Here is a 13,872-nt window from a genome sequence, read left to right as displayed (position 1 = left end):
TTCTGTGAAGTACAAACACGCACGCGGATTTTTCCCGCATGCCTATAATAAAAATCCCGCACGCAAACGCGTACAGGATTTTTTGTTTTGCTATTCAAATGAGTGGCTGTAGTATCAGCGCTGTATGGTCAGCTCAACTGACTGCGCAAGAATAGAGCGATTACCCGCCCGGTCGGTTACGTGATAAGTAATAGTTACCCGGTCACTGAACAGGCCCTCAAGAAACTCCTGAGTGAAGGAAACTTCGATGGGGCTGGTTGTGAGATTTTCCGGTTGAACGCGGTAGGTTGGGCCTTGAATTCCGTTGCAGACCGTCTGGATCACGTCACCGGGTTCCATGCCTGCGTAGCTGGGAATTTTCCCCCTGAGGATCCCAAATCCATGGTCTGGTAGCAGCACAGGACCGAGGAGAGGGCCGCCTGCAGGAGTTCGATCAATCTGGATGTGCTTTACGTCTGACTCAGCTGTACCTCCCCCTGGGTACGCAGTAACTTGATATGCGACGGAATACACGCCATTTTCATTCAAATGTCCTACAGGGATCGTTAAACTAAGCTCAACGGTTGGATCAAGCATTGATTCAGATATTTTTTTCATATCTCCTATTGGGCGTCCAGTCAGCAACAATTGGCAGCTATCTCCAAGATGCGCTTCTTTCCAGATTGGAAAGTAAATAACTACATCACTGGTTAGATCATTGGTTTTGATCAGTCCATCAGGCTGCGCAATTGGTATGGTTGGCGCAACGAGGGAGAGGTGTTGAGTGTTCATATGGGTTCTCCAGATCACGCCTCTCAGCGCGACCATCAATTAATTAAATTTTTAGAACTCATCCCTCAAAAATGTCTACCTAGGCAGTAATTATCTATATGGGGTGAGCTCTGAAAATCAACTAATCGGAACCCGTTCAGCCTGTCAACGCTCCGCATACCAAAAACCTATTAGATAAACGCTATCTATTTACTTTCAGAAGTTGCCTACAATCTACTTCATTAACTTTGTAGTCCTGCGTCATCGCTTTACACGGCAACAGCCAATAAAAAACCCCGGCAGAACACGTCTGCCGGGGTTTTCGATAACGCCGGATAATCAGCGATTAAAGCGTTCCACCAGTGAGTACTGGGAGTTGGCGGTGTCGGTCAGTTCACCGCTGAGGACGGCCGAGCGTTGCGCTTCGCCGGAGGTCTGGTCGGCGAGGTCTGCGATGGTGGCGATGTTGCGGCTGATCTCTTCGGCGACCGAGCTTTGCTCTTCGGTGGCAGCGGCGATCTGAGTGGTCATGTCGGTGATGTTGGCGACGGCTTCGCTGATGCCGACCAACGCTTCGTCGGCTTCCAGCACTTTAGCGACGCCTTCTTCCGCCTGACGATGGCCGGTGTTCATGGTCTGCACGGCGGCGTTGGCAGTGCTTTGCAGCTTGGCGATCAGGCCGTGGATCTGCCCGGTGGACTCGGCGGTGCGCTGCGCCAGTTGGCGTACCTCGTCAGCGACGACGGCGAAGCCGCGACCCATTTCTCCGGCGCGGGCCGCTTCGATGGCCGCGTTCAGTGCTAGCAGGTTGGTCTGGTCGGCGATGCCTTTGATCACGTCGACCACGCCGCCGATTTCGTTGCTGTCCTGAGCCAGTTGGGTCACCGTCAGGCCGGTTTCGCCAACCGCCCGGGACAGGCGTTGAATGGCTTCGCGGGTTTCCCCGGCAATGTCGCGGCCACGACGGGTCAATTGGTTGGCTTGTTGAGTGGCGTCAGCGGTGCGCTGCACGTGGCTGGCTACTTCCTGGGTCGTGGCGGCCATCTGGTTGATGGCGGTGGCGACTTGTTCGGTTTCGACGCGCTGGCGTTCCAGACCACTGGAGCTGGAATTGGCCAGGCTGTTGGATAGGCGTGCCTGACCGGTCAGTTGCTCGGCCGTGTCCTGCAGACGCGTCAGACAGGTCTTCAAGCGTGCTTCCTGACTGAGGATCGACATTTCCAGACGGGCCTGCGGGCCACGGCTGTCGGTATACATCTGCGCAATCAGCGGATCAGAAGTGGTCTGCTCGGCCAGACGCAGCAGGCGCTTGATGCCACGTTGCTGCCAGGACAGGCCCAGCAGGCCCAATGGCACGGACAAACCGGCAGCCAAAGCGAAGCCCCAACTGGTGTTGAGCCACACGCCGATCAGGAAACTGAGCTGGCTGACCATAATGAATGGCAGCCAGTCCTGTAATACCGGCAGCCATTTATCACGGCCTGGAACGGCTGATTTACCCTTGTTCAGGCGGCTGTAAAGCGCCTCGGCACGCTTGATCTGTTCGGCAGTCGGTTTAACCCGCACTGATTCGAAGCCCACGACCTTCTGGTTTTCGAACATCGGCGTGACGTAAGCGTTGACCCAGTAATGATCGCCATTCTTGCTGCGGTTTTTGACGATGCCCATCCACGGCAGGCCCTGCTTGAGCGTGCTCCACATATGTTCGAAAACTGCTGGCGGCACGTCGGGGTGTCGAACGGTATTGTGGGGCGCGTTGAGCAGTTCTTCCCGAGAGAAACCACTGATTTCGACGAAGGCGTCGTTGCAATAGGTGATCACGCCACGGGCATCTGTGGTTGAAATCAAACGCTGTTGTGCAGGGAATGTCCGTTCGCGCTGAGTGATGGGCTGGTTATTACGCATGAGCTGTCCGATCCGCTGGGGCTTTGTGACGTTATCGACAAAAATACTCATTTATTGAGCATTTTTGCCAAATGACCCACAAGTCACCGACGATGATGACTGGCTCAGCGGTCAAAAACCGGATACGTGAACAGGCTGAAATGCAACAGATTGAGCCCGAAATGTGTGACCACCGCTGCCTGTAATCCGCCGAAGCGGTAGGCAAGGCCATAGCCTGTTCCGGCGATTCCGGCCAGGAGTGCCCATTGCCATCCGCTGCCCAAATGAGCCAGGCCGAACAGCAAGGAGGCCGCACAAAGCGCCAGTGCTGGCCCATAAGGCACGCGTTGCAGCAGACGCTGCAAGCCCCCCTGCAGATAGGCGCGAAAGAACAGCTCTTCGGTGAGGGTGACCAGCAACAAGTTGTTCAACAGCCACAGCGTGCCTTGCGCTGGCCATTTGGGCGACCAGCCGGTGACGCCCAGCATGACCGCCAGGGTCATGCAGACTGCACTTGTCCCGAGCAAGGTCAATACAGCGGTTTTCAATGCCTGCCTTGCAGGTATTGCCGGTAACAGCCACGGACAGGCCAGCACAATCCAGATGCCGATCAGTGGTTTGTCCAGATAGAAGTACATCGAGAATGGCGCGGCTTCGGGGGAGAAGCGTTGAGCCGCGATGACACGCTCGCTGAAGAAGCCGGGCAGCCAGTGAATCGCCAAAGCGAAAGCCAGGGTGATGAATAACCCGTGACCGAAGCACACCACCGCTCGCTGGCTGAATTGCGTTACGCAGATGCCTGCCATCACCAGCAGACCAAATGTCACTGCCGCTGGCAGGCTGAGGTCGCCAAAGCTCAGGGCAATACAGTAGCCGAGGATGAGTAGCGTCAGGCTGGTCCAGCGTATCGCCGGCATGGGTTGCTCCCTGGAATCCGTTCGCGCGTGTTGCTTCAGGCCGTCGTGAAGTGCTGGTGTTTAAGCGGGCGCCAAGCTTCACTGATCCGGCAGGGTAATTTCCAGTTCTTTTGTCAGTTTTATCTGAGGGAAAGTTTTGTGGGATGTTTCTGCAAGGCAAAAAAAGGCCGCTTGCGAGGAAGCGGCCGGGTCGATGCGTAGCGAGATTCAGTCCTTGAGCGTTTCGACCTTGCGCGGTGCCATGAAGTACATCCAGGTCAGCGCAATGAAGTACATCGCCGGGATCATGGTAAACAACACGCTGTAATTGTTGTTGGTCGCCGTCAGAACGGCACCGACGATCTGGGTCATGAACATCCCGCCGATGGCCGCGCACATGCCGCCGAAGCCGAACACTGTGCTCATCAGATGTTTAGGCGTGTAGTCCATCACCAGACTCCAGATATTCGCAGTCCAGGCCTGATGCGCACCCACAGCGAGGGAGATCGCCAGTACCGCGACCCAGAGTCCGCTGGCATTGGCGGCAAATATCACGCTGCAGATAGTGATCGCAAATATCAGCATTGACAGCAATCGGGCCGTGGTGGCGCGCATGCCTCGGCCAATCAGCCAGGACGATAAGATGCCGCCACCGATGCTGCCGAAGTCAGCGGTCAGCCAGATCAGGATCAACGGAATGCCCATCTGGGTCACGCTGATACCCAGGTTGTATTGCTGATTGAGAAACGGCGGCAGCCAGTACAGGTAGAACCAGAACACAGGGGCCGTCAGCGAGTAAGCAATGGCGAACGCCCATGTGCCGCGCATCTTGAGGATATGCGAGAAAGGTACTTTGACCGGCTCAGGCTCAGGGTTCTGATTGATGTAATCCAGTTCGGTCTGGCTGACGCTCGGGTGGTCTTCGGGGTTGTAGTACTTGAGGCGCCAGGTCACGACCCAGAACAGGCCGAGCAAACCCATGCTGACGAACGCGGCTTGCCAGCCCCAGATAGTCAGAATGAACGGCAGCAACGCAGGGGTAAGCATCGCACCGACGTTGGTCCCGGCGTTGAAGATGCCGGTGGCAATGGCGCGTTCGCCTGCGGGGAACCACAACCGCGTAGTCTTGACGCACGCCGGGTAGTTGGCGGCTTCGGTCAGGCCCAGTATGAATCGGCAGATCATGAAGCCAGTGGCCGAGGTTGCCAGACCATGGGCACCGGTGGCGACACTCCACAACAGTACGGCCAGGAAGAAGGCGCGTTTCACGCCGACCCGATCGATGAAGCGGCCTTGCAGCAGGAAGCCTGCGGCGTAACCCACCTGGAACCAGAAGTTGATGTTGGCGTAATCCATCGCCGTCCAGCCCATTTCCTTGGCCAGGATGGGCTGCATGACACCCAGGGCGGCACGGTCGATGTAGTTCAGGGTGGTCGCAAAAAATACCAGCGCGAGCATGCCCCAGCGAACCTTGCCGACGGCCAAGGCTCCGCGGATTTTCTCGCCCATGCTGGCGTGCGGATGAGCGACGTTAGCCGTCTTGGCGGCAGAGTGTGTGTGAATCATGGTTAAGCCGTCCGTTCCAGGATTCAGGCAAGTGGCCCTGAATCAGGCTATAAAAGCCAAACTGTGAAAGCGTCTCGAATCGTGGCCGATGAAGGCCGCAGTGCTCTACAACGACGGTTACGCCGCAGGAGCTGATTTCGTGGGCGCTGGATTTTAATCAGGCTGAAGCCGATCCGATACGCGTTTCTACCAATAGTGTTGATAGAGCGGTGTTCATCGACGTACGAGCCAGGGCTGAGTAGCCAACAGGACCGGGACGGAAGCGGGGAGAATCAGTGTATGAAGGCATGTGCGTGACCCTGTTTTTGAAATTGTTATGGTGTGCTTGCAAAGGCGTTATCAACTTCGGGCGGTTGGCCTTGTTCGACAATGTGCTGCTGATGTTGAGCACGCCCGACAAAAGCGTCAATCAGACAAATCTGCTTTTGGGCGATTATCGAACATTAAACTAACTGTCTGGTACATTATGAATTGCGATGGCCGTTGGCCGGGAGAATAATTCAGTTACCCCCAATCCGTGCTTTTGCCGTACGGTCATTTGATGGGCACTAGACATGCGATCTGCAGAAGTCGCGATCTCACAGGAGTCAAACATGCAACGTTCGATTGCCACCGTTTCCTTGAGCGGAACCCTGCCGGAAAAACTCGAAGCCATCGCCGCTGCCGGCTTTGACGGTGTCGAGATTTTCGAAAATGACCTCCTTTACTACGATGGCAGTCCCCGCCATGTGCGGCAGATCTGCGCTGATCTGGGCATTGCCATTACCTTGTTTCAGCCTTTCCGAGACTTCGAAGGCTGCCGCCGCGACCGCTTGCCACGCAACCTTGACCGCGCCGAGCGCAAGTTCGACCTGATGCAGGAACTGGGCACCGATCTGGTACTGGTCTGCAGCAACAGCGCCGCCGACTCTCTGGGTGACGAAAATATCCTTCGCGATGACCTGGCGATGCTGGCCGAGCGCGCCGGTGCCCGTCAGTTGCGGGTGGGCTACGAAGCGCTGGCGTGGGGCCGTCACGTCAACACCTGGCAACAAGTCTGGAATCTGGTGAAACAGGTCGATCATCCCGCCCTGGGCGTGTTGCTCGACAGTTTTCACACCTTGTCCCTGAAGGGCGATCCGAGCGCGATTGCGCAAATCCCCGGCGACAAAATCTTCTTTGTGCAAATGGCCGACGCGCCGATTCTGGCCATGGATGTCATGGAGTGGAGCCGCCACTTCCGTTGCTTCCCCGGTCAGGGCGAATTCGATCTGCCGGGCTTCCTCGCGCCAATTCTGAAAACGGGCTACACCGGGCCGCTGTCACTGGAAATCTTCAATGACGGCTTCCGCGCGGCACCCCCACGATCCAATGCTGCCGATGGCTTGCGCTCGTTGCTTTATCTGGAAGAGAAAACCCGCCTGTTGCTGGAGCAGCAGAATGAGCCCGTCGCCAAGGATCTGTTGTTCAGCCCGCCGCCCGCCAGCACTTACAACGGCGTCGAGTTTCTCGAGTTTGCCGTGGACGACGCTCAGGGCGCGCGCCTCGCTGGCTGGCTGGGTAATCTCGGTTTCGCCAAGCTAGGTCAGCACCGCTCCAAGGCCGTCAGCCTGATGGGGCAGGGTGATATCAAGATCGTGTTGAACGCCGAACCTTATTCGTTCGCTCACAGTTTTTTTGAGGCACACGGTCCATCACTCTGTGCCACAGCGTTACGAGTCGAGAGCGGCTCGGTAGCGCTGGAACGTGCCCAGGCCTTTAAAGGCCAGCCGTACCGTGGATTGGTTGGGCCTAACGAACGGGAAGTCCCGTCGGTACGTGCACCGGATGGCAGCCTGATCTATCTGGTGGAGCCTGCGGTACCGGGCGAATCGATTTACGACATCGACTTCGTGGTGAACCCGAACGCCCAAGCGGGTGGCGGACTGCAGCGTATCGACCACATGGCCATGGCGCTGCCTGCGGACAGTCTGGACAGTTGGGTGTTGTTCTATAAAAGCCTGCTGGATTTCGAAGCCGACGACGAAGTGGTCCTGCCCGACCCTTATGGTCTGGTGAAAAGCCGGGCGTTGCGCAGCCGTTGCAGCACCGTGCGTTTGCCGCTGAATATCTCGGAAAACCGCAACACGGCGATTTCTCACGCGCTGTCCAGTTACCGGGGTTCAGGCGTTCACCACATTGCTTTTGCCTGCGAAGATATCTTCGCTGAAGTCAGCCGTGCCAAAGAGGCTGGTTTGAAGCTGCTGGACATCCCGCTCAATTACTACGACGATCTGGCCGCGCGCTTCGATTTCGATGACGAATTCCTCAGCGAACTGGCTTATTACAACGTGCTTTACGACCGCGATGCCCAAGGCGGCGAGCTGTTTCACGTGTACACCGAGCCGTTCGACGATCGCTTTTTCTTCGAGATCCTGCAGCGCAAGAATGGCTATGTGGGTTACGGCGCCGCCAACGTCGCCGTGCGCCTGGCAGCCATGGCCAAGACACGCAGCGGAGCTGCTCGCCAGGCCCGGCTCTGATCCATGTAGCGCAGTCATTTTGAGCCTCGAGGGCGGCCCCAGGACTATGAAAAACATAGCACCGCCCCGATCTGACCGTGGTATGCCGCTGAAATGACAACTATTGATGAAAGTGCCGTGATCGCCCCGGTTAGAACAACGGCGACAGGGCGCAAAAATAATCCGGAAAAAACCCGGGATGACATCCTGCAGGCAGCCATTGCCGAATTCGTCGCCCAGGGCTTGTCCGGTGCGCGGGTGGACGCTATCGCCGAGCGCACAAAAACCTCCAAGCGGATGATTTATTACTATTTCAACAGTAAGGAGCAGTTGTACGCCGAGGTACTGGAAAAGCTTTATGGCGACATTCGCCGCACGGAAAGCGGACTCAATCTGGATGCGCTGGAGCCCATGCAGGCCATTGAGCGGCTGGTGGAATTCACCTTCGACCACCACGACCGCAACGTCGACTTCGTACGGATCGTCTGCATCGAGAACATCCACAACGGCGAGAACGTCAAACAGTCACCGACCATTCGCGAGCTCAGCCAGAATATTGTCAGCATCCTCGACAAGATTCTCCGACGCGGGGAAGCGCTGGGAGTGTTTCGCCAGGGCGTGAACGCCATCGACCTGCATCTGATGATCAGCTCGTTCTGCTTCTACCGGATCTCGAACCGCCACACCTTTTCCGAGATCTTCCAGATTGAATTGGTCAACGACGAGATCAAACAGCGGCACAAGGCGATGCTGTGTGATTCGGTGAGTCGATACCTGCGGCCTTGAATCCAAAATTGAAAAAGGGATTCAAAAAGTAGGAGATTCTAAGTCTGTCGGCAGCCGACGTGGGACCGGCTTTAGCCGGGAAGAGGCCATTACAGCCGCTGAATCTTTGTCGTCAGATCTGCAGCTTTCCCGGCTAAAGCCGGTCCCACGTCGCCAATCTTGAGATCACACAAGGAGCAAACCAAGCTCTGCTCCTTGGTGAGTCGGGCCTGTGAAAGTCTTAGGGTCAACCCAGTAGTCAATCACCCATGCTCGCAAAGTGATCCTGCATGCGCCCGGCATCCGCAGTCTGGCCGCTGAACAGTTCGAAGGCCTTGACCGCCTGAAACACCGCCATGGTGCCGCCATCCAGCGTGCGGCAGCCCAGGGCGCGGGCGTGTTTGAGCAGTTCGGTTTCCAGCGGAAAATAGATGATTTCCGCGACCCACAGGGCTTTATGCAAAAGCTCCGGAGGCAGTGGTGTGCCGGGCAGTTTGGTCATGCCGACCGGGGTGGTGTTTACGAGGCCATCGGCAGCGGCCATGGCTTCACGCAAATCACGACCCACCACCGCCCGATTTTCTCCGAAGTGGGTGTTGAGGTTGTCCACCAGACCCTGCGCCCGGGCCGGGTCCACTTCAAAGATGCTCAGCTGCTGAACGCCTTCGGCCAGCAACGCATGGGCCACCGCAGCGCCCGCGCCACCGGCACCCATCTGCACAACGCGCTGGCGTGGCACGTCATTGAGGCCGCGACGGAACCCTTCGGCGAAACCCAGGCAATCGGTGTTGTGGCCGATCCGCTGCCCGTCCTTGAACAGCACCGTGTTCACCGCGCCAATTCCTCTGGCCTCAGGCGACAAATCATCCAGTAGCGGAATAACCGCTTGCTTGCAGGGAAAGGTAATGTTCAGACCGGTATAGCCCATGCGCTGGGCGCTGGTGAGCAAGTCGGGCAGGGCGGTGATGTCGAGTTTGAGCGCATCAAGGTCGAGCAATCTGTACAAATAGCGGATGCCTTGGGCATCGCCTTCGTGCTCATGCAGCGCCGGGGTGCGCGAAGCCTGGATACCCGAACCGATAAGGCCGGCGAGAACGGACGGTTTACGAATGACAGTCATGGCGATCGGCTCTTATTAGATGCCGCATCCAGGGATCGAAGAATGCGGTTTCAGCAAAATGTACCAGATGGTTAATTCTGCGGAAGAGCCAGGATGAAGACAAGGCGATAAATCTGTTCGTTTATCGCCCTTATTGCTGAGCCTGCAGTGGAATTGGAATGAGATCCTGTGGGAGCGGTGCTTGCCCGCGATGCATGAGACGCAGCTAGAAGACATACCGCGTTACCGTTTATGGCGGGCAAGCACCGCTCCCACATAGGTTGGGTCCTGTCACCAGGTCCCTGAGCTACTCAAGATGCAATCAACTGTCGCAACACATAATGCAGAATCCCGCCCGCCTTGAAGTACTCCACCTCATTCAGCGTATCGATGCGGCACAGCACATCGACGATTTCCTGCGTGCCGTCTTCGCGGGTGATTGTCAGCTTGAGGCTCATGCCGGGACGAAGGTCGGCATGGGTCAGACCGCTGATATCCAGCGTCTCCTTGCCGGTAAGGTTCAGTGTCTTGCGACTCTGGCCGTTCTTGAATTGCAGCGGCAGTACGCCCATGCCCACCAGGTTAGAACGGTGAATACGTTCGAAGCTTTCGGCAATCACCGCCTTGACGCCCAACAGGTTCGTGCCTTTTGCGGCCCAGTCACGGCTTGAACCGGTGCCGTATTCCTGACCTGCAATGATCACCAGTGGCGTGTTTTCGGCCTGATAACGCATGGCCGCATCGTAAATCGGCATCTTCTCGTCAGTGGGGGCGTGCAGGGTAAAGCCACCTTCTTCGCCGCCGAGCATCTCGTTGCGAATACGGATATTGGCGAACGTCCCGCGCATCATCACTTCGTGGTTACCGCGGCGAGAACCGTAAGAGTTGAAGTCTCGCGGCTCGACGCCTTGTTGGCGCAGATAGCGGCCTGCCGGGCTGTCTGCCTTGATGTTACCGGCCGGGGAAATGTGGTCGGTGGTTACCGAGTCGCCCAGCAAGGCCAGCACGCGGGCGCCGTGGATGTCTTCGATAACCGGCAGCGGACCTGCGATGTCGTCGAAGAAGGGCGGGTGCTGGATATAGGTTGAATCGTCCTGCCACACGTAAGTTGCGGCTTGCGGCACTTCGATGGCTTGCCACTGTTCGTCACCGGCAAATACTTCGGCGTATTCCTTGTGGAACATACCGGTATTGACTTGCTCAACCGCTTCTGCGATCTCCTTCTGGCTTGGCCAGATATCGCGCAGATAAACCGGCTTACCATCCGCGCCTTCCCCCAGCGATTCACTGCTGATATCGATGCGCACGCTACCGGCCAGCGCATAGGCGACAACCAGCGGCGGGGAGGCCAGCCAGTTGGTTTTGACCAACGGATGCACGCGGCCTTCGAAATTGCGGTTGCCGGACAGCACTGAAGCCACCGTCAGATCCGACTGCTGAATGGCTTTCTCGATAGGCTCAGGCAGCGGCCCGGAGTTGCCGATGCACGTGGTGCAGCCGTAGCCCACCAGATCGAAGCCCAGCGCGTCGAGGTACTGCGTCAGCCCGGAGGCTTTGTAATAATCAGTCACCACCTTGGAGCCCGGAGCCAGAGAGGTCTTCACCCAAGGCTTGGTTTTCAGGCCTTTTTCTACAGCTTTTTTCGCGACCAGGCCGGCGGCCATCATCACGCTGGGATTGGAGGTATTGGTGCATGAGGTAATTGCCGCGATCACCACCGCGCCGTTTTTCAGGCGATAGGTGCGACCTTCATATTCGTATTCGGCCTCGCCGGTCACTTGATCCGCATTGCCCACCGCGACACCGCCGCCGCCCTCACTTTCCAGACGGCCTTCGTCTTTCTGGGCGGGTTTGAATTGCAGGCCCAGGAAGTCAGTAAATGCCTGGGAAACATCAGGCAGGGCGACACGATCCTGAGGGCGCTTTGGACCGGCCAGGCTGGCTACGACCGTGTTCATATCCAGTTCAAGGCTGTCGGTAAACACCGGATCCTGGCCGGGCAGGCGCCACAGGCCTTGGGCCTTGCAGTAGGCCTCAACCAGTTTCACGGTTTCATCAGGACGACCGGACAGGCGTAGATAGTCCAGGGTCACCTCGTCGACCGGGAAGAAACCGCACGTCGCACCATATTCAGGGGCCATGTTGGCGATGGTGGCACGGTCAGCCAATGGCAGTTCCGCCAGACCGTCACCGTAGAATTCGACAAATTTGCCGACCACGCCTTTTTTGCGCAGCATTTGCGTGACGGTCAGCACCAGGTCGGTAGCTGTGATGCCTTCCCTGAGCTTGCCATTGAGTTTGAAACCGATCACTTCCGGGATCAGCATCGACACCGGCTGACCCAGCATCGCTGCTTCCGCTTCGATACCGCCAACACCCCAACCCAGTACACCGAGGCCGTTGATCATGGTGGTGTGAGAATCGGTGCCGACCAGCGTGTCAGGGAATGCGTAGGTACGGCCATCCTCGTCTTTGGTCCAGACCGTGCGGCCCAGGTACTCCAGATTGACCTGGTGACAGATCCCGGTCCCTGGCGGCACCACGCTGAAGTTGTCGAAAGCGCTCTGACCCCAGCGCAGGAAGGCGTAACGCTCGCCGTTACGCTCCATTTCGATGTCGACGTTTTGCGCAAAGGAGTCTGCATCGCCAAACTTGTCGACCATCACCGAGTGGTCGATGACCAGATCCACGGGGGACAACGGGTTGATCCGCTGCGGATCGCCGCCAGCCTTGGCAACGGCGGCGCGCATGGCAGCCAGATCGACCACGGCGGGCACGCCGGTAAAGTCTTGCATCAGCACACGGGCGGGGCGGTATTGAATTTCCCGGTCCGAGCGCCGCTCCCCCAGCCAGGCAGCCAGCGATTTGAGATCGGTCCCGGTGACGGTTTTGTTGTCTTCCCAGCGCAGCAGGTTTTCCAGCAGGACCTTGAGGGACATGGGCAGCTTGCTCAGGTCGCCCAATGTCTTGGCGGCTTCCGGCAGGCTGAAGTAGTGGTAGGTCTTGTTATCGACTTCGAGGGTTTTCAGGCTGTTCAGGCTATCGAGGGAGGGCATGAAATAACTCCTTTGATGCGTCCGCACGGCACGGACTGGACGATTGAAATCCTTGGAAAGCTGACGCGATAGCGCCGCTTGTGATTTATGACTTATGCAGTACTTGACCCGTTGGTCACTCCAGTGGTTCCTGATTCAGCTATCATGCTCGCCTTTTGCGTCGCAGAGATTAATCTTTCTCGTATAGGTCGACGTGTTCAGGAGCACCCCCATGAACACCCTGTTTATGCACTGCCGCCCGGGCTTTGAAGGCGAAGTGTGTTCTGAAATCGCCGAACATGCGGCGCGCCTTAATGTTTCTGGATATGCCAAAGCCAAGCCGAATACGGCCTGCGCCGAGTTTGTCTGCACTGAGGACGACGGTGCCGAGCGGCTTATGAATGGCCAGCGCTTCTCGAAACTGATCTTCCCTCGCCAATGGGCGCGGGGTGTGTTTCTGGAACTGCCGGAAACCGACCGCATCAGTGTGATCCTGGCGCACATGGCCAACTTCGCTACCTGCGGCAGCCTGTGGCTCGAGGTAGTGGACACCAACGACGGCAAGGAGCTTTCGACGTTCTGCCGCAAGTTCGAAGCCCCGCTGCGCAGGGCGCTGACTCAGGCTGGCAAACTTGTAGACGACCCGCGTAAACCTCGCCTGTTGCTGACGTTCAAGAGTGGTCGCGAAGTGTTTCTCGGTCTGGCGGATGCCGACAATTCGGCGATGTGGCCCATGGGCATCCCTCGTTTGAAATTTCCCCGTGAAGCGCCGAGCCGTTCAACGCTGAAGCTGGAAGAAGCCTGGCATCACTTTATCCCGCGTGATCAGTGGGATGAGCGTCTTTCGGGTGACATGACCGGTGTCGATCTCGGCGCTGCGCCGGGTGGCTGGACTTACCAACTGGTACGTCGAGGCATGCTGGTGACGGCTATCGACAATGGCCCCATGGCCGAAAGCCTGATGGACACCGGGCTGGTTCAACATTTGATGGCTGACGGTTTTACATACAAACCGCGTCAGCCGGTGGACTGGATGGTCTGTGACATCGTGGAAAAGCCTGCGCGTAACGCTGCTTTGCTGGAAACCTGGCTGGGCGAAGGCTTGTGTCGCGAAGCCGTGGTTAACCTCAAGCTGCCGATGAAGCAGCGTTATGCCGAAGTCAGTCGCCTGTTGCAGCGCATTGAGGAGGGCTTCGAAGCGCGAGGTATTCGGGTCGAGATCGGCTGCAAGCAGCTGTATCACGACCGCGAAGAAGTGACCTGCCATTTGCGTCGGCTGGATGGGAAGCGCAAGGGCTGAGAGTCGTTTGACTACTCTCACCTGAGCATGAATTGAAATGTGATCCTGCGGGAGATTCTATATTTACCCGCAAACTGAAGTGGGACCGGCTTTAGCC

9 protein-coding genes are annotated in these 13,872 nt (G+C 57.4%); 3 read left to right on the top strand and 6 right to left on the bottom strand.

The features are described 5' to 3' along the window. Nucleotides 1-114: 114 nt before the first annotated feature. The 4 genes from H8S59_RS02930 to H8S59_RS02915 all read right to left on the bottom strand — a co-directional run bounded on the left by H8S59_RS02930 (nt 115) and on the right by H8S59_RS02915 (nt 5,096). Nucleotides 115-771 (bottom strand): hypothetical protein, encoded by a 657-nt coding sequence (locus H8S59_RS02930; RefSeq protein WP_187520460.1) that lies wholly within the window; start codon nt 769-771, stop codon nt 115-117. 318 nt (nt 772-1,089) lie between these two features. Then, entirely contained in the window at nt 1,090-2,655 is a 1,566-nt protein-coding gene (locus H8S59_RS02925; protein WP_187520459.1) for a methyl-accepting chemotaxis protein, read from the bottom strand. A 104-nt stretch (nt 2,656-2,759) separates the two neighbouring features. Beyond that, entirely contained in the window at nt 2,760-3,551 is a 792-nt protein-coding gene (locus H8S59_RS02920) for a CPBP family intramembrane glutamic endopeptidase (protein WP_187520458.1), read from the bottom strand. A 207-nt stretch (nt 3,552-3,758) separates the two neighbouring features. Then, complete coding sequence (locus tag H8S59_RS02915) at nt 3,759-5,096, bottom strand: MFS transporter (protein ID WP_095100668.1); 1,338 nt, start codon at nt 5,094-5,096, stop codon at nt 3,759-3,761. Between the two features lie 593 nt (nt 5,097-5,689). Between H8S59_RS02915 and quiC the strand changes: the two genes are divergently transcribed. Then, complete coding sequence (gene quiC, locus H8S59_RS02910; protein ID WP_187520457.1) at nt 5,690-7,597, top strand: 3-dehydroshikimate dehydratase QuiC; 1,908 nt, start codon at nt 5,690-5,692, stop codon at nt 7,595-7,597. A 93-nt stretch (nt 7,598-7,690) separates the two neighbouring features. After that, entirely contained in the window at nt 7,691-8,362 is a 672-nt protein-coding gene (locus tag H8S59_RS02905) for a TetR/AcrR family transcriptional regulator (protein WP_095100664.1), read from the top strand. Nucleotides 8,363-8,600: 238 nt separating this feature from the next. Here H8S59_RS02905 and H8S59_RS02900 read toward each other — a convergent pair whose 3' ends face one another. Next, nucleotides 8,601-9,461 (bottom strand): shikimate dehydrogenase, encoded by an 861-nt coding sequence (locus H8S59_RS02900; protein ID WP_187520456.1) that lies wholly within the window; start codon nt 9,459-9,461, stop codon nt 8,601-8,603. Between the two features lie 290 nt (nt 9,462-9,751). After that, entirely contained in the window at nt 9,752-12,496 is a 2,745-nt protein-coding gene (gene acnA, locus H8S59_RS02895; protein ID WP_187520455.1) for an aconitate hydratase AcnA, read from the bottom strand. A gap of 211 nt (nt 12,497-12,707) precedes the next feature. On the opposite strand from acnA, the gene rlmM reads away from it, so the two are divergent. Then, on the top strand, nt 12,708-13,775 hold the full coding sequence (gene rlmM / locus H8S59_RS02890; RefSeq protein WP_187520454.1) for a 23S rRNA (cytidine(2498)-2'-O)-methyltransferase RlmM: 1,068 nt from the start codon (nt 12,708-12,710) through the stop codon (nt 13,773-13,775). Nucleotides 13,776-13,872: the final 97 nt, after the last annotated feature.

It is taken from the genome of Pseudomonas folii (genome assembly GCF_014357575.1).
Taxonomy (GTDB): domain Bacteria; phylum Pseudomonadota; class Gammaproteobacteria; order Pseudomonadales; family Pseudomonadaceae; genus Aquipseudomonas; species Aquipseudomonas folii.
This window is presented reverse-complemented; position numbering and strand designations above follow the sequence as displayed.

Bases quoted from the DNA above. Each gene is read 5' to 3' on its own strand.
- acnA (WP_187520455.1), bottom strand. From the start codon at position 12,496: ATGCCCTCCCTCGATAGCCTGAACAGCCTGAAAACCCTCGAAGTCGAT.
- rlmM (WP_187520454.1), top strand. From the start codon at position 12,708: ATGAACACCCTGTTTATGCACTGCCGCCCGGGCTTTGAAGGCGAAGTG.
- H8S59_RS02905 (WP_095100664.1), top strand. From the start codon at position 7,691: ATGACAACTATTGATGAAAGTGCCGTGATCGCCCCGGTTAGAACAACG.
- H8S59_RS02900 (WP_187520456.1), bottom strand. From the start codon at position 9,461: ATGACTGTCATTCGTAAACCGTCCGTTCTCGCCGGCCTTATCGGTTCG.
- quiC (WP_187520457.1), top strand. From the start codon at position 5,690: ATGCAACGTTCGATTGCCACCGTTTCCTTGAGCGGAACCCTGCCGGAA.
- H8S59_RS02915 (WP_095100668.1), bottom strand. From the start codon at position 5,096: ATGATTCACACACACTCTGCCGCCAAGACGGCTAACGTCGCTCATCCG.
- H8S59_RS02925 (WP_187520459.1), bottom strand. From the start codon at position 2,655: ATGCGTAATAACCAGCCCATCACTCAGCGCGAACGGACATTCCCTGCA.
- H8S59_RS02930 (WP_187520460.1), bottom strand. From the start codon at position 771: ATGAACACTCAACACCTCTCCCTCGTTGCGCCAACCATACCAATTGCG.
- H8S59_RS02920 (WP_187520458.1), bottom strand. From the start codon at position 3,551: ATGCCGGCGATACGCTGGACCAGCCTGACGCTACTCATCCTCGGCTAC.